The organism is Burkholderia sp. 9777_1386, assembly GCF_015712265.1.
In the GTDB taxonomy this organism is placed as follows: Bacteria; Pseudomonadota; Gammaproteobacteria; order Burkholderiales; family Burkholderiaceae; genus Burkholderia; species Burkholderia cenocepacia.
On record NZ_JACCQB010000021.1, the window covers coordinates 54,111 to 75,629 of the forward strand.

General features: G+C 69.2%; 21 protein-coding genes and 1 pseudogene. 15 read left to right on the forward strand and 7 right to left on the reverse strand.

The features are described from left to right. The first annotated feature begins 161 nt into the window (after window positions 1-161). From H0X91_RS17695 to H0X91_RS17705, 3 genes are all read left to right on the forward strand, one after another. Window positions 162-404, forward strand: coding sequence for a hypothetical protein (locus H0X91_RS17695; RefSeq protein WP_077021728.1), 243 nt, complete (start codon window positions 162-164; stop codon window positions 402-404). A gap of 33 nt (window positions 405-437) precedes the next feature. After that, a complete protein-coding gene (locus tag H0X91_RS17700) occupies window positions 438-1,820 on the forward strand; it encodes an amino acid permease (RefSeq protein ID WP_048985478.1) in 1,383 nt (460 codons plus the stop codon). A 213-nt stretch (window positions 1,821-2,033) separates the two neighbouring features. Next, entirely contained in the window at window positions 2,034-2,969 is a 936-nt protein-coding gene (locus H0X91_RS17705) for a universal stress protein (RefSeq protein ID WP_006485822.1), read from the forward strand. A gap of 475 nt (window positions 2,970-3,444) precedes the next feature. Here the strand turns inward: H0X91_RS17705 and H0X91_RS17710 are convergent, their stop codons facing one another. Then, entirely contained in the window at window positions 3,445-3,879 is a 435-nt protein-coding gene (locus H0X91_RS17710; protein ID WP_006492218.1) for a hypothetical protein, read from the reverse strand. Window positions 3,880-4,426: 547 nt separating this feature from the next. Here H0X91_RS17710 and H0X91_RS17715 point away from each other — a divergent pair. Together H0X91_RS17715 and H0X91_RS17720 are read left to right on the forward strand one after the other, a co-directional pair. Then, complete coding sequence (locus H0X91_RS17715) at window positions 4,427-4,681, forward strand: DUF3562 domain-containing protein (RefSeq protein WP_058903109.1); 255 nt, start codon at window positions 4,427-4,429, stop codon at window positions 4,679-4,681. Between the two features lie 199 nt (window positions 4,682-4,880). After that, window positions 4,881-6,680, forward strand: a complete 1,800-nt coding sequence (locus H0X91_RS17720; RefSeq protein WP_006491225.1) for a methyl-accepting chemotaxis protein — start codon at window positions 4,881-4,883, stop codon at window positions 6,678-6,680. Between the two features lie 28 nt (window positions 6,681-6,708). On the opposite strand, the gene H0X91_RS17725 is transcribed toward H0X91_RS17720, so the two are convergent. Further along, window positions 6,709-7,749: a sigma-54 interaction domain-containing protein gene (locus tag H0X91_RS17725; protein WP_034203347.1), complete on the reverse strand. Its 1,041-nt coding sequence runs from the start codon at window positions 7,747-7,749 to the stop codon at window positions 6,709-6,711. Between the two features lie 390 nt (window positions 7,750-8,139). On the opposite strand from H0X91_RS17725, the gene H0X91_RS17730 reads away from it, so the two are divergent. From H0X91_RS17730 to H0X91_RS17745, 4 genes are all read left to right on the forward strand, one after another. After that, window positions 8,140-10,122 (forward strand): hybrid sensor histidine kinase/response regulator, encoded by a 1,983-nt coding sequence (locus H0X91_RS17730; protein ID WP_062885512.1) that lies wholly within the window; start codon window positions 8,140-8,142, stop codon window positions 10,120-10,122. 65 nt (window positions 10,123-10,187) lie between these two features. Further along, window positions 10,188-10,598: a BON domain-containing protein gene (locus H0X91_RS17735; RefSeq protein WP_034202354.1), complete on the forward strand. Its 411-nt coding sequence runs from the start codon at window positions 10,188-10,190 to the stop codon at window positions 10,596-10,598. A gap of 79 nt (window positions 10,599-10,677) precedes the next feature. Beyond that, window positions 10,678-11,223, forward strand: coding sequence for a hypothetical protein (locus H0X91_RS17740; protein ID WP_058903111.1), 546 nt, complete (start codon window positions 10,678-10,680; stop codon window positions 11,221-11,223). A gap of 49 nt (window positions 11,224-11,272) precedes the next feature. Next, complete coding sequence (locus H0X91_RS17745) at window positions 11,273-11,899, forward strand: DUF4142 domain-containing protein (protein WP_058903112.1); 627 nt, start codon at window positions 11,273-11,275, stop codon at window positions 11,897-11,899. Between the two features lie 22 nt (window positions 11,900-11,921). Here the strand turns inward: H0X91_RS17745 and H0X91_RS17750 are convergent, their stop codons facing one another. From H0X91_RS17750 to H0X91_RS17760, 3 genes are all read right to left on the reverse strand, one after another. Then, window positions 11,922-12,425, reverse strand: coding sequence for a PRC-barrel domain-containing protein (locus tag H0X91_RS17750; protein ID WP_058903113.1), 504 nt, complete (start codon window positions 12,423-12,425; stop codon window positions 11,922-11,924). Window positions 12,426-12,525: 100 nt separating this feature from the next. Beyond that, window positions 12,526-12,957 carry a CBS domain-containing protein gene (locus tag H0X91_RS17755; RefSeq protein WP_006491217.1) on the reverse strand — a complete coding sequence of 144 codons (432 nt, stop codon included), beginning with the start codon at window positions 12,955-12,957 and terminating at the stop codon, window positions 12,526-12,528. Window positions 12,958-13,293: 336 nt separating this feature from the next. Then, window positions 13,294-13,542 (reverse strand): hypothetical protein, encoded by a 249-nt coding sequence (locus H0X91_RS17760; RefSeq protein ID WP_006491222.1) that lies wholly within the window; start codon window positions 13,540-13,542, stop codon window positions 13,294-13,296. 134 nt (window positions 13,543-13,676) lie between these two features. On the opposite strand from H0X91_RS17760, the gene H0X91_RS17765 reads away from it, so the two are divergent. The 5 genes from H0X91_RS17765 to H0X91_RS17785 all read left to right on the forward strand — a co-directional run bounded on the left by H0X91_RS17765 (window position 13,677) and on the right by H0X91_RS17785 (window position 19,774). Further along, on the forward strand, window positions 13,677-13,976 hold the full coding sequence (locus tag H0X91_RS17765; RefSeq protein ID WP_012493330.1) for a hypothetical protein: 300 nt from the start codon (window positions 13,677-13,679) through the stop codon (window positions 13,974-13,976). A gap of 313 nt (window positions 13,977-14,289) precedes the next feature. Further along, window positions 14,290-14,601, forward strand: a complete 312-nt coding sequence (locus tag H0X91_RS17770; RefSeq protein WP_006479035.1) for a hypothetical protein — start codon at window positions 14,290-14,292, stop codon at window positions 14,599-14,601. A 203-nt stretch (window positions 14,602-14,804) separates the two neighbouring features. Next, a complete protein-coding gene (locus H0X91_RS17775; RefSeq protein WP_058903114.1) occupies window positions 14,805-15,686 on the forward strand; it encodes a MipA/OmpV family protein in 882 nt (293 codons plus the stop codon). 96 nt (window positions 15,687-15,782) lie between these two features. Continuing rightward, the gene (locus tag H0X91_RS17780; RefSeq protein ID WP_062885514.1) at window positions 15,783-17,477 is read left to right on the forward strand and encodes a VRR-NUC domain-containing protein; all 1,695 of its coding nucleotides are present in this window, start codon (window positions 15,783-15,785) and stop codon (window positions 17,475-17,477) included. Then, complete coding sequence (locus H0X91_RS17785; protein WP_058903116.1) at window positions 17,474-19,774, forward strand: ATP-dependent DNA helicase; 2,301 nt, start codon at window positions 17,474-17,476, stop codon at window positions 19,772-19,774. The genes H0X91_RS17780 and H0X91_RS17785 overlap by 4 nt, the downstream gene beginning before the upstream one ends. 18 nt (window positions 19,775-19,792) lie before the next feature. Here H0X91_RS17785 and H0X91_RS17790 read toward each other — a convergent pair whose 3' ends face one another. Beyond that, window positions 19,793-20,566 carry an IclR family transcriptional regulator domain-containing protein gene (locus H0X91_RS17790; RefSeq protein ID WP_006485222.1) on the reverse strand — a complete coding sequence of 258 codons (774 nt, stop codon included), beginning with the start codon at window positions 20,564-20,566 and terminating at the stop codon, window positions 19,793-19,795. Between the two features lie 150 nt (window positions 20,567-20,716). On the opposite strand from H0X91_RS17790, the pseudogene H0X91_RS17795 reads away from it, so the two are divergent. Beyond that, a pseudogene (locus H0X91_RS17795) lies at window positions 20,717-20,949 on the forward strand (AbrB/MazE/SpoVT family DNA-binding domain-containing protein). Between the two features lie 45 nt (window positions 20,950-20,994). On the opposite strand, the gene H0X91_RS17800 reads toward H0X91_RS17795, so the two are convergent. Further along, a complete protein-coding gene (locus H0X91_RS17800; protein ID WP_012493332.1) occupies window positions 20,995-21,366 on the reverse strand; it encodes a DUF4440 domain-containing protein in 372 nt (123 codons plus the stop codon). Window positions 21,367-21,519: the final 153 nt, after the last annotated feature.

A 21,519-nucleotide genomic window follows, 5' to 3' on the forward strand; every position in this document is an offset into this window, starting at 1 on the left:
CGCTGCGCCGCGCGCATTCGAATCCGATCACCGCTTTCACGCACCGCGATTTTCCCCAAAATCACCTGGCGTTAAATCGCCGATCCTCCCTATAATCCCGCCTGCATATTGCGTGCGCGAAATTGCGCACATTCGACGCGCGGTCGTTCGCGCCGAAAGCGATGGATCCCGTTGCCGCTCGCCACGCGCACAGCCGCGTCGCGCGGGCCGCTCGGGTGTATTCCGTGAAGGGCTCGATCCGTTTTTCCGGATTGTTCCGGGAAATTCGGATAATCCGCGGCAATTCCAACCGGATTGACGCGGCATCCGTGTCGTTTCTTATTCGGAAATCGACAGCGGCGATTATTTCGTTTTCGGCTGCCACACTCGGCATGAACGGGCGCGCCTTGTCATCGACACAATGACGGCGGCCCGCTCGCGGCTGCCAGGAGACGGATTTGAAACAACCAGAAGACCAGTTGCACCGCGGGCTGGAAGAACGGCACATCAACCTGATGGCGCTCGGCGCGACGATCGGCGTCGGCCTGTTCCTCGGCTCCGCCACCGCAATCCGCACGGCCGGCCCGGCCATCCTGCTGACCTATCTGCTGGGCGGCCTCGCGATCTTCCTGATCATGCGCGCGCTCGGCGAAATGGCGATCACCAACCCGGTCGCCGGCGCCTTCAGCCGCTATGCGCGCGACTACCTCGGCCCGCTCGCCGGGTACCTGACCGGCTGGACCTACTGGTTCGTGTGGATCGTCACCTGCATGGCGGAAATCACGGCGGTCGGCGTCTACATGCACATGTGGTTTCCCGGCGTGCCGAACTGGATCTGGGCGCTCGCGGCCCTGATGGCGATGGGCTCGGTGAACTTCATCGCGGTCAAGCTGTATGGCGAATTCGAATTCTGGTTCGCGCTGATCAAGATCGTCACGATCGTGCTGATGATCATCGGCGGCGGGCTGATGATCGCGTTCGGCATCGGCAACGGCGGCATCGCGACCGGCATCTCGAACCTGTGGTCGCACGGCGGCTTCATGCCGAACGGGATCAACGGCGTGATCGCCGCGCTGCCGATCGTGATGTTCGCGTATCTCGGCGTCGAGATGCTCGGCCTCACGGCCGGCGAGGCGCGCAACCCGGAGAAGTCGCTGACCAAGGCCGTGAACTCGGTGTTCTGGCGCGTGCTGATTTTCTACATCGGCGCGCTGTTCGTGATCATGTCGCTCTATCCGTGGGACCAGATCGGCACGCAGGGCAGCCCGTTCGTGATGACGTTCTCGCGGCTCGGCATTCCCGCCGCCGCCGGCATCATCAACTTCGTCGTGCTGACCGCGGCGCTGTCGTCGTGCAACAGCGGCCTGTTCAGCACCGCGCGGATGCTCTACAACCTCGCGCAGCAAGGCCAGGCGCCGGCCGCGCTCGGTCGCGTGAACCGCAGCGGCGTGCCCGTGTACGGCGTGGCCGTGTCGGTCGCGCTGCTGCTGATCGGCGTGTTGCTCAACTATCTCGCGCCGCAGCACGTGTTCACGTGGCTCACGTCGGTGTCGACGTTCGGCGCGATCTGGACGTGGTGCGTGATCCTGATCGCGCAGATGCGTTTTCGCCGCACGCTGTCGGCCGACAAGATCGCGCGCCTGCCGATTCGCGTGCCGTTCTATCCGCTCGGTTCGTTCGTCGCGCTCGGGTTTCTCGCGCTGGTCGTCGTGCTGATGGCGTTCACGCCCGATACGCGCGTCGCGCTCGTGATCGGGCCGGTGTGGATCGTGCTGCTCGGCATCGCGTACGCGCTGTTCTACGCGAACCGTCCGGCCGCATCGATGCCGACGAAGTCGTAAGCCGGCGCGGGCAGGGTGCCGCGCGATCGTTGATCGCGATCATGCACGCGCGGGCCGGACGGCCTATGCTGAACGAACGCATTGCTTGTCCGCGCTTCGCGTGGCATCCGCCGATCCCTGCGACCGCGGCGGCTGTCCGGCCGCCGCGCGCCGCTGCCGCGCGAAGCGCCCGTCGTCGTTCAGCGACGACGTGCACGCACGGAGGCCTTCGCCATGCAGCCTGCCCAGCCCATCCCGACGCTCGCGCGGATCGCGCTGGCTGTCGACCCGACGCCCGAATCGCTGACCGCCGCGCGCTACGTGCGTACGCTGCTGAGCCCCGGCATGCGATTGCGCATCATTTGCGCGATCGACAATCCGCGCCTCGTGTTGCCCGACATTCCGCGCATCGATGCGCTGCTGACGTCCGCGCGCGAGGACATGACGCGCGAAGCGCACGCCACCTGCGAGCGGATCGCGGCGCTGTTCGCCGACAACGGCATCGACGTCGAACAGACGGTCGTCGATACGTCGGTCACCGGCGGCTCGGTGGCGGACGCACTGGTGAACGATACGTCGACGTGGCATGCGGACGTGCTGGTGATCGGCGCGAATCCGCATCACGGGCTGTTGCGGCTCGTCGAAGGCGCGATGTCGGACACGCTGACGAAACGCGCGCGCTGCGCGCTGCTGATCGTGCCGGGCACCTATGCGCGGCCGTCGGACGGCGCGCTGCAGCGGCTGATGTTCGCGGTCGACGGCAGCGAACCGTCGCTGCACGCGGTGCGCGTCGGGCTCGGCTTCGCGGCGCCGACGACGTTGCTGTATGCGGCGTACGTGATCGATCGCGCGGTTCGTCTGACCGATGTCGTGCCGGTGCGCGCGCTCGAGGATGCGTACCGCGCGGAGGGCGAGGATGCGCTCGCGAAGATCGGCCCGCTGTTCCATGCGACCGGCAATCCGACCAAGCGCGGCATCGTCGAAACGCGCCCGACCAGCGACGACGTGGCCCATGCGCTGATGCGCGATGCCGTGCACTGGCGCGCGGAGTTGCTGGTGGTCGGCACGCATGGCCGTCGCGGCATCGCCGCCTGGCTGATCGGCAGCGTCGCGCGGCGCGTCGCGCATCTCGCGCAGGTGCCCGTGTTGCTGGTGCGTGGCGCGGACTGAATCGCGCGTCATCGCGACCGAAGCGGGTTTGGATTGACCTGCATCAGAAACGCGACGCACATCGCGTGAGACAGTGATGGAACATCCGGAGACGCGGCGGGTTGGTCGTGCAGTCGCGACGGCAACCGCGCCGGTATGCGAGTGACGATCACCGTCGCACGCGCCGCCGTCACATCATTTTCGGGAGCCGCGCCACGTGTTCGTCCGGCGCGTCATCCGACCGGGAACTCTCTGGCACGAGGGTAGGCAACCGACGGTTGCCTTGGAGGACGGGCGGGGTGCAAGTCACCCCGTCCGCTTTCCGCCTGGCCCCGTCGAATTCACTTTCCCGCAGGAATGGTTTTGAACGCGGCCGCGTCGAGCGGCGCGTCATCGCGCGGTCGCTTCGGCACGGACCACGGCGAACCTGGAAGCCTGCACGGCAGCGCGCGGGCATGGCAGTCGCCTCGTGCCGTGCGTCGGTGACGCGCTCAGATCAGAGGATACGAAGAACCGATCGCAGGTCGTGCCGGCGGCCCGCGCCGCGCCGTACCCGCGAATGCGGATGAGCGACACGGAGCGGCGCGCATGCGCTGCACGTGCGGCTGCGCAGACGATTCGCATGCGGCCAGCCCGGGCGCGCCTTGCGACGCGGCTCGGACACGGCCGGCGCGTCGGCTTCGGTTCGCGCGCTGAGCGCCGCGGCGAACCGCTGCAACGCGAGAACCGACCCCACGACGCTCTGATACTTTTCGCGGCCGATCTGCCCGTCGAGCGTGACGAGCAACCCGGCCTCGCGGGCGAGCGCGAGCAGGGTGTCGAGATCGTCGGACGGACGGTTGCCGGCCGACGCGGCCCGGGCGGGCAGGGCGCGCGCGTTGCCCGACGCGCGCCGCTGGCCGTCCCGGCCCGGCAAGTTGCGATGTGCCATGATTGGTCTCCTGCGCGGAACCCCGCGTGCCGGCTCGATGGCCAGCTGAGCGATGTTCCGGTATGAACGCCTGGTTCATGTGATCAGTATCGTGCGGCGACGGTGCGCTGCCAAGCGGCGCGCGCTGAAGTCGCTGTCAGGAAATTGCGCGACGCGTATCGGAATCCGCTGACACGCGCGGCAGTCGACCGGCCGGGCCGGCAGGTTCGTTCGACGAATGGACGGCACACGCGGGGCGCCGCTTGACGCATGATTTCGGCCGGTCTAAGTTCGCGTCTGCATCGGCGTCGCGCGTGCGTTTCACCTGCCGCCCGTCGTCAGTGCCGCGCCCCGGGGTGGCGTGGCAGGGCTTCCAGTCTCGTTCGCGGGCCACGTGCACCGCGAACCCCGCGCGGGGTCGGTTCGGAAACGGATCGGCGCGGCGGCACGCAACGTGCCGTTGATCGCGCGCAAACACGTGCCGGCGCATCGTACGCCGCGTATCTGTCTAGTCTTTAAGCTTCCGGTACCGTCATCTTTTCGTTCCTCGTCCGTCAGGAGTCCGTCGATGTCCAAGGACAATTTGCTCGATTCACTCAAGGAAGCCGCCGAACAGCGTGCGATCGGCGCGGATCAGCTGCGCGCGATGCTCGACGACGAAGTGCGCGCGCTGTCGTCCGGTGCGCGCGTGCACGACTACATCCACGTGTTCGCGATCCGCAACCTGCGCGAGCGGATGCGCCAGAAGGACGAGTTCGACCGCGACACCCGCGCCGACGCGGCGCCCGCGGACGCCGGTCCGCGCCCGAGCCATCGGCTGTAACGCGCGGCGGCCGGGCGCCGTACCGGCATGCCGCATGCCCGTCGGCGCCGGCCATCCTGACGATCCGCCGACAGTCGCCGGCGGCTTTCGTCATACGTTTCACTGAATTGTCACAACGACCTCAAGTAAGCGGCGCGATTGCCGTTTACCCGGTGAATTCGTCCACCGGGCGTTCGCGCTCCCTTACCGAGTCGTTGCCATGTTCTCGTCCATTCGCGCCCGCATTCTCGCCGCGTGCGTCGCCATCGTCGTATTCGCGCTCGTCGCCACGACCCTGATCAACTATTTCATCGCACGCTCGTACAACGACGACGCGATCGACCGCAACCTGACCTCCGTCGCCAGCGGTCACGTGGTCGGGATCGCCGACTGGGTCGCGACCCGCAGCCGGATGATCGCGTCGCTGCAGGATGCCGCGCTGACCCCCGATCCGCTGCCGGTGTTCAAGCAGATGGCCGCGGCCGGCGGCTTCACCAACGTCTACGCCGGCTACGCCGACAAGGCGTTCCACTTCTCCGATCCGACCGGCATCCCGCCCGACTACGACCCGACCGGCCGCCCGTGGTACAAGCAGGCCGCGCAGGCCGGCAAGCCGGTCGTCACGCCGCCGTACGTCGATGCCGGCACCGGCAACCTCGTCGTCACGTTCGCGGTGCCGATCCTGCGCGACGGCGCGCTGAAGGGCGTCGTCGCCGCGGACGTGTCGATGGACAGCGTGATCGCCAACGTCAAGTCGATCCGCCCGACGCCGGCGAGCTTCGGGATGCTGATCGACAGCAGCGGCCACGTGGTCGCGCACCCGGACGCGAAGCTCACGCTGAAGCCGGTCGCCGACGTCTCGCCCGAACTCGGCTCGCTGGGCGTGGCGTCGATCGCGGCGGCGAATGCGCCGGTCGAGGTCGGCGTCGGCGGCGACGCGAAGCTGGTGCGCGCGAAACCGGTGCCGGGCACCGACTGGTACGCGCTGGTGCTGCTCGACAAGACCGAAGCGACGGCCGGGATGCGTTCGCTGCTGACCGCGTCGCTGATCACGCTGATCGTGATCGTCGGCGTGGCGTCGCTGATCATCGGCGCGATCACCGCGACCGCGTTCCGCCGCCTGTCGCAGGTGCGCCAGGCGATGGCCGCGATCGGCTCGGGCGCCGGCGACCTGACGCAGCGCCTGCCGGCCGACGGCCGCGACGAAGTCGCCGACATCGCGCGCTCGTTCAACAGCTTCGTCGACAAGCTGAACCACGTGATGCGCCAGATCCGCGACGCCAGCGAATCGGTGCGCACGGCCGCGAACGAGATCGCGGCGGGCAACCAGGACCTGTCGTCGCGGACCGAATCGGCGGCGGCAAGCCTCGAGCAAACCGCCGCGTCGATGGAAGAGATCACCGCGACCGTCGGTCAGTCGGCGGCGGCCGCGAGCCAGGCCGACGAACGCGCGGCGGCCGCGTCGCGGATCGCGTCGCACGGCGGCGTGGTCGTGTCGGACGTGGTCGCGACGATGGGGAAGATCGAGGAGGCGTCGGGCCGGATCGGCGACATCATCGGCGTGATCGACGGGATCGCGTTCCAGACCAACATCCTCGCGCTGAACGCGGCCGTCGAAGCGGCCCGCGCGGGCGAACAGGGCCGCGGCTTCGCGGTCGTCGCACAGGAAGTGCGCAGCCTCGCGCAACGCAGCGCGCAAGCCGCGCGCGAAGTGAAGGTGCTGGTCGAATCGACGGTCGCGAGCGTGTCGGCCGGGTCCGGCCAGGTACGCCAGGCCGGCGACACGATGCGCGAGATCGTGTCCAACGTGTCGAACGTGACGACCATCATCTCCGAGATCACGCACGCGGCGAACGAGCAGACGCGCGGCATCCAGGAAGTGAACCGCGCGGTCACGCAGCTCGACGAAATGGTGCAGCAGAACGCGGCGCTCGTCGAACAGTCGACCGCGGCGGCGACCGCGCTGCAGTCGCAGGCGAACGCGCTGGCGACGACGGTCGGCCAGTTCAAGGTCGCCTGACGCAGCGGCGGCTCGCGGGCCGCGCCGCTCACGAACCGTCCTGGTCGCGCATCAGCGCGAGCCGGTTGTAGAGCGTCTTCAGGCTGATGCCGAGGGCCTTGGCCGCGCGCGGCTTGTTGCCGTCGAAGTGACGCAGCGTCGCCGCAATGAAGTGTTGCTGCGCGTGGTGCAGCGTCGCGCCGAGCGGCAGCGCCATCGCGCCTTCCGACGTGCTGTCGACGGCCGGCACCGGCTGCTTCGGCAGCGCGACCTCGATGCCTTCGTCCGACAGGATGTACGCGCGCTCGATCGTGTTGTGCAGCTCGCGCACGTTGCCGGGCCACGAATACGCGCGCAACGCGGCGATCGCCGCGTCGGTCAGCCGCTTGTGCGAGCGATGCCGCGCGTTCAGCGTGTCGACGAATTCCTGCGCGATCGTCTCGACGTCGCCGTCGCGCTGGCGCAGCGGCGGCACGTAGATCGCGAACGCGGCGAGCCGGTAGAACAGGTCCTCGCGCAGCCGGCCGTCGCGCACGGCGTCGGCCGGATTGTGGCGGGTGGCCGACACGAACCGCACGTCGAGCGGAATCGATTCGGTGCCGCCCACCCGCACGATCGTGTTCGACTCGATCGCCCGCAGCAGCTTCACCTGCAGCGCCGCGGGCATCTCCGCGATCTCGTCGAGCAGCAGCGTGCCGCCGCGCGCGGCTTCGAAGAACCCTTCACGCTGCGTGACCGCGCCGGTAAAGCTGCCTTTCTCGTGCCCGAACAATTGCGCCTCGGCCAGGTCAGGCGGAATCGCGCCGCAGTTCATCGGCACGAACGGGCCGTCGCGCCGGGCGCTCAGATCGTGCAGCCGGCGCGCGACGATATCCTTGCCGACCCCGCTTTCGCCGGCAATCATCACGCTCGCGCGGGTCGGCGCGATTTTCTCGATACGGCCGAGCAGCGTGCGCATCGCGGCGGACCGGCCGGACAGCCGGCGGTCGTCTGCGCGCTGCTTCGTCCGGTTGGCGGATTCACCCATAGGCGTTCGCGGGCCGTTTTGAAAAACGGCATCACGCATCCCGTTGATTGCAATATTTATCATCGACAGCAAAACGACCACGAAGGTGCCGCTGAATAGGAATTTCCAATGCGGGCGAGCGGAACGAAAGGAATCGCCCATCGGCTTTCCGCGCATTCGGCGCGCGACGCTCCATCCGGTCGCTACCGGCGCTTTTTTACAGGAAGTCGATGAAAAAAGTGGCCGGCCGCACGGTGCGCCCGCGCGCGCCGTGCGATCGGCGACGACCTGATCGGCCGCGGCCCCGTGCGGGTGCACGGTCCGCCTGCCGTTGCCGCGAACCCGACTGCCTGCCCCGGCCAGGCACGCCGTTTGCTGACGCGTTCACGCTCGCCCGGCGCGTTCGACGGCATGCCGGATGGCCGACTGGCGGCATGCCCCGCACGACGGCAGCCGGTGCGATGCAAGGATGCAATGAGGACTCTGACCCGTGAGGTGTTGCGGCAGGGTGCATGGGTCGTGCTGGCCGTCGGGCTGGCGTCCGCGCTGCAGGCGTGGGCGATTCGGGCTGTCGGCCAGCACGCGCCCTTTGCGCCGCTGCCTTTCTACGCAGGCGTGGCGGCTGCCGCATGGCTGACGTCGTTCGCCGGCGGACTCGTCGCGACCGCCGCGAGCGTCGGCGTGATCGGCGCATTGTGGTGGCGCGACGCGCCGCTGGCGACGCTGCTGGCGCAAGCCGGCGCGTTCGTCGCGATCAGTTTCGTCGAATGCGTGCTGGTGACGGCCGTGAAGCCGCTGCTCGCGAACGATCGTCTGCGCGAGATCGATGACGACGACGGCGGCTCGTACCCGCCGCACCTCGAGCCGTCGTCCGTCGCGGCTGCGCCCGACGACGGGCTGCTGCGCCGCGTGGTCGACGCGTCGCCCGATGCCATCGTCGGGACCGACGCCGCGCGCCGGATCACCAGCTGGAATCCGGCCGCGGCAAGCATCTTCGGCATCGATACGGCCCAGGCGAACGGACGGGACATCGTCACGATGATCGCGCCGCGCTGGTTGCGCCGGCATCCGGTGCCCGCATCGTTCGCGGACCTGCGCGCGCCGGTCGGGCCGCTCGACGTACTGTGCGTGCGCCCTGACGGCGGCCGTTTTCGCGCTACGTTCGCCGCGTCGCCGATCGTCGACGCGCAGGGCAACTGCACGGGCCTGTCATTGACGCTGCGCGAAGCGGGCGAACGCCGCCGCGACGAACGCCACCACCTTCGTTCGTTGCGCGGCGCCCGCGACGCGCGCGTACAGGCCGACGCGTCGAACCGGCTGAAGGACGAGCTGCTGGCGACGGTGTCGCACGAACTGCGCACGCCGCTGAACGTGATCTACGGCTGGGTCGAGGTACTGCGCAATGCCGACGGGCCGGGTTTCGTGCAGCAGGCGGTCGCCGCGATCGATCGCAGCGCACGGTCGTTGTCGCACATGGTCGCCGACCTGCTCGACGCATCGTCGCTCGCGACCGGCCGGCTGCGCCTCGAGCGCGTGCCGGTCGATCTCGTGCGGATCGTGCGCGACGCGGCGCGTGAACTCGACGCGACCGCGCAGGCGAACGGGCTCGTGCTGTCGACGGAATACGCGATGCCCGCCTGCGTGATTCCGGCGGACGGCGAACGCCTGCGTCAGGTCCTGTCCAACCTGCTGTCGAATGCGATCAAGTTCACGCCGCCGGGCGGCCGCATCAACGTTTCGCTGACGCGCGCGGGCGAACGCGTGCGGCTGTCGGTCTCCGACACCGGACAAGGCATTGCACCGGAACGCCTGCCGCATCTGTTCGAGACGTTCAGCCGGCCGGAAGGCGCGTTCACGTCGCCCAAGCGCGGCCTCGGGCTCGGCCTGTCGATCGTGCGCAATATCGCGCAGCTGCACGGCGGCGAGGTCGTCGCGACGAGCGCGGGCGCCGGGCGCGGAACGACCGTCACGGTGACGCTGCCGGCCGGCTGGGACGCCGACGATCCGGTGGGGCAGACGTCGCGCGCGCGAGGCGCTCCCGATACGGTCGCGCTCGACGGCCAGCGCGTGCTGGTGGTCGACGACGACGCAACGTCGCGGACCAGCCTCGCGGCGGCGCTCAAGACGATGGGCGCACAGGTATCGACCGCGCGTTCGGGGCACGACGCGCTCGCGGCGGTGGAGCGGCAGCAGCCGAGCGTCGTGCTGTCGGATCTCGCGATGCCGGACGGCGACGGCTACTGGCTGCTCGACCAGATCCGGCATTTGCCGAACGGCGGCGGGCATCTGCCGGTCGTGGCGGTGACCGCGCACGCCGGCACGGCCGACCGGCGCCGCGTGATGGCCGCCGGGTTCGATGCGTATCTGTGCAAGCCGGTCGACATGCCGACGCTCGCGAGCGTGATCGTCGACGTCGTACCGGACGACGCCGGCGACGGGAAGCCGCGCGACCGATAGCGGCGCGCACGCGGCCCGGCGGGCCGGCCCCCTGGCCACTCGGCCGCATACGAAAAGGAGACGCGATGGACGCAACGGAAAGCATGCGGCGCGACGGCGGCTGCCGCCGGCCTGCACGCAGCCGACGCAGGACGCCGGTCGTGCCGATCGCGAGCATACTGATGCTGTCGTGTGCATGGATCGCGACACCCCGCCACGCAGCCGCCGAGGAGGGCACGCGTGCGAAGCTCGCGAGCCAGGCGTCGGCCGTCGGGGGCCAGATCCGCGATGCGACGCTCGCGTCCCGCGTCCGGGCCGCGCTCGTCGCCGAACGCGGGCTGGCTTCCGCGGACATCGACGTGCAGGTTCACGATCGCGTGGTCGAACTGACGGGCAACGTGCCCGACGAGCGGCAACGCGCGACCGCGATCCGCGTCGCGCACGACGTCGACGGCGTGAGCGGCGTGCGCGACAAGCTGCAGATCCGCCGGAAGTAACGTGATGCGCGGGCCAGCGCCGGGCCGACCGGGCGTCGCACGTCCGCGGCCCTGCGCGTCACCGGGCAGGAGGTTCGACATGGACACCATCATCGCGGGCCGTTTCTCGCGGCTCGAACAGGCGGAACGCTGCGCGGAACAGTTGCGCGGCCACGCCATGCATCGGGACGACGTGAAGGTCTTCTTTCTCAATCCGCCCGGACAGCACGCGCTGTTCTGGCTCGGCGGCGACGTCTATGCGGACTCCGCCGCGCGGCCGGGCGGCCTCGGCGCGCTGGAAGGCGTGGCCATCGGTGCGATCGTCGGGCTCGCCGGGGCCGCGCTGCTCTATCTGGTCGGGCTTCATTCGCCGCTCGCGTGGATCGGCGTGCCGCTCGTCGGCGGCTATGTCGGCGCGTTGTGCGGCGCGCTCGGCCGGATGCGCGGCGATGCGCCGGAGGGGCATGGCGCGCTCAAGCAATGCGAGAACGGCGTCGTGCTGGCCGCGCACGTGACGCGGCGCACGATCACGTTCGCCGAGCGGACGATGCTCGCGGCCGGCGCGCTGTCGGTCGAGCGTACCGAGGGCGCGTGGCACAACGGCGCGTGGACCGATTTCTTCACGTCGGCCCATCGTCCCGCGTGACGGCAAACCGGGCGGCCGGCCCGCTCCGTCGCCCGACACGGAGGCCCGGATGACGACAATCCACCGAATGAAACCCGGCACGCGGCGGCCGATGGCCATCGTGCTGGCGGCCGCCGTCAGTATCCTGGCGTCCGCGCTGTCGCACGCGCAGGCGCGGCCCGCGTCATCCGCGCAGGTCGCGCCCGGCGTCATCCGCCCCGGCCCGACCGCCGACGAGGCTGGCCTGACCCAACGACCGATCGGTATCGATGCCGAATTCGTCGACAAGGCGGGCATGATCGGCAAGGTGGAACGGCAGGCCGGCCAGCTCGCGCTCGACCGCTCGTCGAACGCGGACGTGAAGGCGTTCGCCCGCAAGATGGTCGACGATCACGCGCGTATCGCGGACGAATTGCGGCATATCGGTGCGCAAAAGGGCGTGCCGGTGCAGACGCGCATGCTCGTCGATCCAGAGGTAACGGCATTGCGGGCGAAGGACGGGCGCGCGTTCGATGCTGCGTACGTGGCGCTGGCCGGGCCCCGCGCGCACGAAGCGGCGGTCCGGCTTTACGAAACCGAAGCGAAAGAGGGCCGCGACCCGCAGCTTCGCGCATTCGCGGCCCGCACGCTGCCGATGCTGAACGCGCACCTAAGCGCCGCGCGGCAACTCGCGAAGACGGTGGCCGCCGCGCAGTGATCGGCTTTCCGGCGGGCAGGTGTCAGTGCTGCCGCGTGCCGTCCTCGGGGCCGCCCGGCGACGCCTCGTACGGCGGCGAATCGAGCGCCGTTTCGCCTTCCTCGATCAGCCAGTACGGCGAGCGGCCGTAGTACGCATGCAGTGCTTCGGCCCATTCGGGGTCCGCCATCGCGGGCCACCGGCTCTTGTCGAAACCGGGCGCCTCGCGCACACGTTCGGTGTTGACCGGCAGCACGAAACACTCGCGCTCGGCATCGAGGACGAGCGCGTTCCACGGCACCGCGAGCAGCTTGTCGCCGAACCCGAGCAGGCCGCCCGACGACACGACCGCATACGCGACCCGCCCGGCGCGCACGTCGAGCATGATGTGGGTGAGCTTGCCGACGTCGTCGCCGTCCATCGTCAGCACGCGATCGCCTTCGAACGTGCGGGCGGCCATCACGTCGGGCCCCGGCCCGCCGGCGGCCGTGCGCGGACGGGTGCCGACGATGCGCGCGGGGTCGCGCGACGGTTTGTCCGTTGTCATCGAAAACCTCCTGGTCGTAGCGGCAACCCGGTGCGCATGCGAATTCGCTCCGCGGGCAATGCGCCGGGAGAACGGGCCGCGAGGTGATGAGGGACGCCGATCAACGGCGGCGCGGCAGCGATACGTCCTCGAGCGTATTGGCCAGCTCGTCGCGCGCCGGACCGCCGGCGCGCGTCGCGATGTCGCCGAGCGACACCATGCCGACCAGCTTCAGGCTGCGGTCGAGCACCGGCAACCGGTGCAACTGCACGTCGGCCATCCGCTGCTGGACGTCGCCGACGCCATCGTCCTCGACGCACCACTGCACGGGTCGGGACGCGACCGCCTGCACCGGCGTATCGGGCGAATGACCGTGCGACAGCGCCCGCACCGCGAGGTCGCGGTCGGTCACGATCGCGACGAGTTCGGTGCCGTCGCACACGGGCAGCACGCCGATATCGAAGCGCTGCATCAATTCGGCCGCATGGCGGATCGTGTCGGTCGGCGCGACGCACACTACGTCGCGCGACATGATCTCGTTGACGCGATACATGAACGCCTCCTTCGTGATCGGAACGATACGGGAGCAGGCCGCGTGCCGCGCGCGCGGCGCGCACGCCGGGCCTGGGCGGCCGGGCGACGGAGAAATTTGCCACCGCGCTTGTACATCTTCCACGGCGGCGCCGCGGCCGGTCGGTGCGGGACGTCAGTGACCGATACCCGTCACCGTGACGATTGCCAGCACCACCGCGCTTTCGATCGCGGCGAGCGCCGCGACGCCGGCCGCGCCGCTGATTTCATGCCATCTGCGTTCAAGGACTTTCATCGGATCGCTCCTGATTTCGCCGGCGCGCCGCTGCTGCCATGCACCGCGCGCCGGGTGCCGCCGTCAGCCGTGATCGCGGGGCGGGGAAGGGACGTGCGGCGCGCGACGTTCGTGCTCGCCGGACGGCTTGGCGGGGTCGATACGCGTCGCACCGCCGACGGCGGGCGGATCGCTGGCCGGGAACGTCTCCTCGAGCCCTTCGTCGATGCGCTCCTCCGTCTTGTCTTCGGACGGCGGGCGCGACGTGGCGAGCCGGAGCAGTCCGGCAGCCGGTGACACGGCGTCGCGGCGGCCGGGGGCGTGAACGGTCATGGTCAACCTCCTTGTCGATGAGAAGGCGCAAGCGCCGTACCCGCGGTGTCCGCGGCACGGCGCTTGCAAGCCGGCGAGGGCCGGGCATGCGGATACGACGCGCACGCGTCCGGCATGGACGAGAGGACATCGTGATGAATGCAGCCAGGGAAAGGATACGTTACGACGCGAACGTCTGCGGCGGCGACTTCGGCCACGTGCGCGAACGCTTCGCGACGTGGAAACGCGAATCGCTGGTCTATCGGCCGGAGCGCCGCATGTTCGACGGCAAGGACGAGGTACGCGCACTGAACGACACCGTCTACGACGGCCCGGAGCGCGCGCAGCAGGCGCTCATCGCGCGATGCGAGCCGTCCGATCCGTTCGCGCTCGCCGTGCAACTGAGCGCCGAGGGGCGCACGATGTGGCTCGTCATGGCGGCTTACGACGAATGACCGATGAACCAAACGCCCGATGGCCGCGGCGCGAGAGCAGGCACGGTGCTTGCGCGCTCGCCTCGCCATCGAGATGCGCGCGCCGTCGCGCGGGAGTGACATGAACACGCCATCCATGCTGCATCGCCCCGAACCGACGACACCCGACGTCGATCCGGATCCGCCACCGCCCGGACACGACGACCCGGTCGATCCGCCCGTGCCCGACGGGCTGCCGCAGGGCGATCCGCCGTCGAACCCGCCGCCGATGCGGATGCCGGGCGGAGGCCATGCGCCGCGAGCGGCCGCGCGAACCTTGAAAAGGAGGACCGACATGGACATTCACGTGCAATCGCCAGACAAGCGCGCGATCGCTCAGGTACTGGGCCGCTATTTCGAATCGCGTTCGCTGCACTATCACATCGAGGAACTGCCGGGCGGCGTGCTGCAGATCGGCTTTCGCGCCAGCGGCCGCCCGGTCGCCGTCACCGTTTCGTTCGACGATGCCGCGTATGACACCTACACGCACTGGGACGCGAGCCAGAAGCAACTCGCGCTCGGCCGGCTCGCCGACGGCTTCTCGCGGATGATGTCGACGCGCAGTCCGGCCGCGCTCGCCGGCGACTATCACGTCGAGCGTTTCTGATTCCGCAATCATTCGCCGGCTCGTGCCGGATTTCGGCAAAGTGCCCGTGCACAACGGGCGCTTTGCGTCTGCGCGCGTGTCGCGTAGGATGTCCGTTAATTCAGCGCACGCTACGTTCGCGCGGCAGGCCGCCGGCTGTTGCGGCCGATGAAGCGCGACGCGCTTTCCTTCAGGTTCGTTTCGCGCAACCGACGGAGACCGCCTTGACCCCTGTTGCTCGCCTGTTGCTGTCCCCCGGCGCACGCCGGTTCGTATCCGGCCTGTTGGCCTTCGCCGCGCTCGCCGCCGCCGGCACCCGCGACGCGTCGGCCCAGACGCCTTCGCCGCTCGGCGAATGGCAGTACACGGCGGGCGTACCGCTCCAGAAACTCTTCGATCCGAATATCCCCACCTGGCAAGTGAGCGTCGGCGCCGCGATGACGCTGCAGCCGCGCTATGCGGGCTCCGACCGCTATCGCGTGATGGGCGGCCCGAACTTCGACATCCGCTATCGCGACCTGTTCTTCCTGTCGACCGGCGAGGGGCTCGGCGCGAACGTGTTGCGCGGGCCGAACTGGCGCGTGAGCCTGTCGGTCGGCTATGACCTCGGACGCCGTTCGGCCGATGATCTCGGCCACCTGAACGGTCTCGACAACATCAACGCGGCGCCCGTGATGAAGCTCGCGGCCGACTACGTGGTGTCGAAGGATTTCCCGCTCGTGCTGCGCGCGGACGTCCGGCGCAGCATCGGCGGGTCGAACGGCTGGACCGGCGATTTCTCCGCGTACATGCCGATGCCGGGCAGCAACGAACACTTCTTCTGGTTCGCGGGGCCGACCGTGACGTTCGCCGATTCCCGCTACATGAACAGCTGGTTCGGCGTGAACCCGGGCGCGGCCGCGCGCTCGGGGTTGCCGACCTATTCGTCGGGGGCGGGGATCAAGTCGGCCGGCCTCGGCGTGACGATGGTGTGGTTCGTGAACAAGCACTGGTTCGTGACGATGGACGGCGCGATCGAGCAGCTCGTCGGCCGCGCGGCGCGCAGCCCGATCACGCAGCAGTCGACCAACGGCGTGTTCGACATGTCGGTGAATTACCAGTTCTGACCCGTGGCGGGCAGCGAAAGGGCGATGCCGCATGCGGCATCGTCCGTCACATTTGATATGATTGCGACCTGTACAAATGTACAGTGATCGATCCCCGTGACGCCTGCCTCGCCCACGCCCCCGGCGTTTTACTACCTGACCAATTTCGAACGCGCGCTGACCTGGCTCGGCGAGCGTTACGACGACCTGTTCGATGCGCACGAGCACGCGTTCGTCCGGCAGTTCGCGACGCTGCCGCAGGCGTCGCGCGCGCTGCTCGTGCGGATGCTGATGCGCAACGGGTCCGATTTCCGCGCGAGCAAGCTCGTGTACGACGAGATCGGCTGCCCGCTCGACGCCGCTGCGCCGCTCGTCGCGCTCGGCTGGGTCGATCCGGCGCCGGCGCTCACGCTCGACGAACTGTTCGCGCTGTCGACCAAGGCCGATCTGCTGCGCATCTTTCCGTCGCTCGCCGCGCATGCGGGCGAGCGCAAGTCCGACTGGCTCGACCGGCTGCGGCCCGCGCACGACGTCGCGCAACCGCTCGACGCGTGGTGCGCGCAGTGCGACGACCGCGTGCTGCGCGTGACGGTCGGCGCGCTGTGCGACCGGCTGCGGCTGATGTTCTTCGGCAATCTGCATCAGGACTGGAGTGAATTCGTGCTCGCCGATCTCGGCGTGTTCCAGTACGAAAGCGTGCCGATCGCGCCGTCGTCGCGCGCGTTCCAGCAGCGCGGCGACGTCGACGCGTATCTCGCGCTGCAGATGTGCCGCGACGCGCTCGACGCGTGGCCCGACGATCTGCCGTTCGACGACCTGATCCGCGCGCTGGACGCAGTCGACTGCGCGCAACCGTGGCTCGCGACGCGCCGCGCGAAGCTGCTGTTCGCGCTCGGCCAGGCGTGCGAACGCCGTGCCGACTGGGACGCCGCGCTCGACGCGTACACGCGCAGCGCGTGGCCCGGCAGCCGGCACCGGCGCATCCGCGTGCTCGAACGCTGCGGGCGCGACGACGACGCGCTTGCGCTGGCGCTCGACGCGCGCGGCGGCTTCGAGAGTGACGAGGAGCGGCAGCGCGTCGAGCGCATGCTGCCGCGCCTGCAGCGTCGCGCCGGCCAGCGTGTCGAACGCGCGGCCGCTGCGGCCGACGTGCCGCGCGAGACGCTCGTGCTCGCGCGTCCCGACGCGTTCGTCAGCGTCGAGTTCGCGGTGCGCGACCACCTCGCGCAGCCGGCGTCGCCGGTCCACTACGTCGAAAACACGCTGATCAATTCGCTGTTCGGGCTGCTGTGCTGGGAGCCCGTGTTCGCGGCCGTGCCCGGCGCGTTCTTTCACCCGTTCCAGCGCGGCCCGGCCGACCTGCATGCGCCCGATTTCGCCGTGCGCCGCGCGGCGGCCTTCGATGCCTGCTTCGCGCAGCTCGATTCGGGCGCGTACCGCGACACGATCCGCCGGCATTTCGCGACGAAGGCCGGGCTGCAATCGCCGTTCGTGTTCTGGGGCGTGCTGACGGACGCACTGCTCGACGAAGCGCTCGCCTGCCTGCCGCCCGAACACCTGCGGCTGTGGTTCACGCGCCTGCTCGCGGATATCCGCAGCAACCGGTCCGGCTTGCCCGATCTCGTCCGCTTCTGGCCCGCCGAACGCCGCTACGAGCTGATCGAGGTGAAGGGCCCGGGCGACCGGCTGCAGGACAACCAGACGCGCTGGCTCGCGTACTGCATCGCCCACCGCATGCCGGTGCGCGTGGTCGACGTCGAGTGGGCCGGCGAGGGCGTTGCGCACGCCGAGGCGGCGGGGTTGTCCGCATGAGCTACGTCGTCGCGGTGCGGGCGATGTGCGAGTTCACCGCGCGGCGCGGCGATCTCGACCTGCGCTTCACGCCCGCGCCGACCGCGCTCGAAGGCATTGCCGGGCACGGCACGGTCACGTCGAAGCGCGGCGCGCGCTACGAAACCGAAATCGCGCTGACCGGCACGTGGGGCACGCTCACCGTGCGCGGCCGCGCGGACGGCTACGATCCCGTGGCGAACCGGCTCGAGGAAATCAAGACCTATCGCGGCAGCCTCGACGCGATGCCGGCCAACCATCGCGCGCTGCACTGGGCGCAGGCGAAGGTCTATGCGCACCTGATGTGCGTCGCGCGCGATCTCGCGGAAATCGACGTCGCGCTCGTGTATTTCGACATCGTGTCCGAGCGCGAGACCGTGCTGACGGAAACGCTCGATGCCGCCACGCTCGCGACGTTCTTCGCCGAGCAGTGCGCGTGCTTCGTCGGCTGGGCCGAACGCGAGACGGCCCATCGCGCCGCGCGCGACGCGGCGCTGCGTGCGCTCGCGTTTCCGCACGGACAGTTCCGCAGCGGCCAGCGCGAACTGGCGGTGGCCGTCTATCGCGCGGCACGCGACGAGCAGTGCCTGATGGCGCAAGCGCCGACCGGCATCGGCAAGACGCTCGGCACCGTGTTCCCGCTGCTGAAGGCATGCGGCGAGGGCGAGCTCGACCACGTGTTTTTCCTGACCGCGAAAACACCCGGCCGCGCGCTCGCGCTCGAAGCGGCAACGACGCTCGGCGCCAGCACGTCCGCGCTGCCGCTGCGCGTGCTGGAACTCGTCGCGCGCGACAAGGCGTGCGAGCATCCGGACAACGCGTGTCACGGCGAATCGTGCCCCCTCGCGAAAGGCTTCTACGACCGGCTGCCGGCCGCGCGCGATGCGGCGATCGAGGCCGGACTGCTCGATCGCGATACGGTGCGCACCGCGGCGCTCGCGCACGACGTCTGTCCGTACTACCTGGCGCAGGAACTCGCGCGCTGGTCGGACATGGTGATCGGCGACTACAACTACTACTACGACGGCAGCGCGATGCTGCACACGCTCGCGCAGCAGAACCAGTGGCGCGTCGGCGTGCTCGTCGACGAAGCGCACAACCTGCTCGATCGCGCCCGCAAGATGTACAGCGCGTCGCTCGATCCGTTCGCGTTCGCGGCCGCGCGGGAAGCCGCGCCCGCCGCGTTGCGCAAGGCGTTCGACCGGCTCGCCCGCGCGTGGGGCACGCTCAATCGTGCGCAGGCCGAGCGCTATGCGGCCTATCCCGACGTGCCGGGCCCGATCGTGTCGGCCGTGCAGAACCTCGTCGCGGCGATCGGCGAACACCTGACCGACGCGCCGCGCGCGAACGGCGACGCGCTGCTGCGCTTTCACTTCGAAGCAATCCAGTTCGGCGTGCTGGCCGAAGCGTTCGACAGCGCGTCGATCTTCGACGCGACGCTGCACGGCGAACCGATGCCGCGCCAGCCCGTGCTCGACGGCGTCGCGGCGGCCGGCCGCCGGCGCCGCGTCCAGTCGACGCTGTGCGTGCGCAACGTGATCCCGGCCGGTTTCCTGGCGCCGCGCTACGCCGCCGCGCGCGCGACCGTGCTGTTCTCCGGCACGCTGAGCCCGTTCCATTTCTACCGCGACACGCTGGGGCTGCCCGGCGATACGGGCTGGCTCGACGTCGATGGGCCGTTCCGCGCCGAGCAACTGACGGTGCGCGTGGCGAGCCACGTGTCGACCCGCTGGCGCGACCGCGATCGCTCGCTCGAACCGATCGCCGACCTGATCGCCGCGCAATATGCGACGCGCCCCGGCAACTATCTCGGCTTCCTGAGCAGCTTCGATTACCTCGGGCGCGTGGTCGCGCTGATGCAGACGCGCCATCCGGACGTCCCCGTGTGGGCGCAGGCGCCCGGCATGGCCGAAAGCGAGCGCGATGCGTTTCTCGCGCGCTTCGACGCGGGCGGACGCGGCGTCGGTTTCGCGGTGCTGGGCGGGGCGTTCTCGGAAGGCGTCGACCTGGTCGGCGAGCGGCTGATCGGCGCGTTCATCGCGACGCTCGGGCTGCCGCAGGTCAACGACGTCAACGAGCAGATGCGGCGCGCGATGGACGCGCGCTTCGGCAACGGCTACGACTACATGTACCTGTATCCGGGGCTGCAGAAGGTCGTGCAGGCGGCCGGGCGCGTGATCCGCACCGAGCACGACGAGGGCGTCGTGCATCTGATCGACGACCGTTACCGGCGACGCGAAGTGCGCAATCTGCTGCCGCGGTGGTGGCGGATCGGGTGACGGCGTTGCCGGTCGTCGCTACAGCACGTTGAGCATCGCGAGCGCGGCTTCCTGAAGGTGCGGCAGCACGCGCCGCACGGCCGCGTCGGTCGTTTCCGCGCCGATCGGCATGTTGGTGCTCAGCGCGGCGACGACTTCGCCGTGACGGTTCTTCAGCGGCACCGCGATGCCGCGCACGCCCACCTGCAATTGCTGCTCGATCGCCGCGTAGCCGGCGTCGCGCGCCTGGTCGACCTGTTCGAGCAACCGCGCCTTGTTGGTGATCGTGTGCGGCGTGAACGGCGGCAGCTCGGTCTCGTCGAGCCACGCGCGCACGGCTTCGCGATCGGGATGATGGGCGAGCAGCACGACACCGGGCGACGTCAACGGCGCCGGCACGCGCGCGCCGAGCACGAAGCCGGTCGTCATCACGCGCGACACGCCGTTGCGGGCGATGAACACGAGTTCCCAGCCGTCGAGCACGCTGACGTACGCCGATTCGTTCAGCGACGCGCTCAGCTGCTGCAGATAAGGCTGGACCGTGCGCGGCAGCCGCGCCGAATCGAAGTACGACCAGCCGACCCGAAGCACGCGCGGCGTAAGGCCGTACAGCTTGCCGTCGGTGTACACGTAGCCGAGCGATTCGAGCGTCAGCAGGTAGCGCCGCGCGGCCGTGCGCGTGAGGCCGGTGCGGGCGGCGGCCTGCGTGGGCGTCATGCGCGCGTGCTGGCTGTCGAAGGCCTCCAGGATCATCAGGCCTTTTTCGAGGCCGGCAATCCAGTCGCGTCGGTCGAGGTCGGGCTTTTTCGTCATGGGCGGCGCGCGGGGAGATGCGCGGTGTTCGCGCAGGAGTGGTCGATTATCGCGCGAGTGGTCGGGTAACGGGAAATCGGTCGATCCACCATCCTTGTCCGCTGGATAGCGGCAGATATAGAGTCGACGACATCTATTCAAGGAGGTCGTATGCGGGTTGCGAAGTGGGGGAATAGTCTGGCCGTGCGCCTTCCGGCCGGTCTGGTCGATGAGTGGGGGCTGCGTGAAGGCGACGAAGTCGAAATCGTCGTTTACCGTGCAGGTGCTTTGGCTGAGAGCCGCAACGCGAGCCCGAAGCAATTCTCCTGCCGTTGAGGCGTTTCAGAGGCAAGCTGCCAGGCGATTTCAGGTTCAGGCGGAACGACGCAAACGAGTCGGATTGAGTCGACTCATTCAAGCGCCGGGACGCAGCCGCGGCGCGGTCCAGCTTACTTGTGTTCGTGGCGGAGCGAGGCAATGCGCCATCGCGCGTCGATCACGCACCACTGCTCGACGAAATCGAAGCGGGAATCGATTGCCTGGTTGATTCGTACCGTCCCGATGCCCGTTATCGTCGCCCGTTGTCCGCGCGTAACGATTTGCATGGTTTCGTCCCGATATGCGATACCCGATCTGTTCGATGCACGTTCGGCCGCTACGACGCGCATTCGCGCAAGAAATTGCGCTTTCGTGCGAATGTGAGCTTCGTGCAGGACGAAGAAGTTCGGGCTTGCGACGAAATCGAGCTGTTCGACATCGGCGTGACGATACGCGTCGATCCAGACGTCGCGCATCTGCGCCAGGGTGAATCGGGGTTCCATAGGCGGTGCATTGTCCTGCTGGAGCGCGGGTGCGCGGTTTTTTGGCGCTATCCGCCGGGGTCAGGAAGGCAGCCTATGGCCGGGCTCATGCTTGGGCAATTGGACAGGTCTGAATCTGGTTGTGCCGTGAGCGGGAAAATGCCGGCAGGGCGC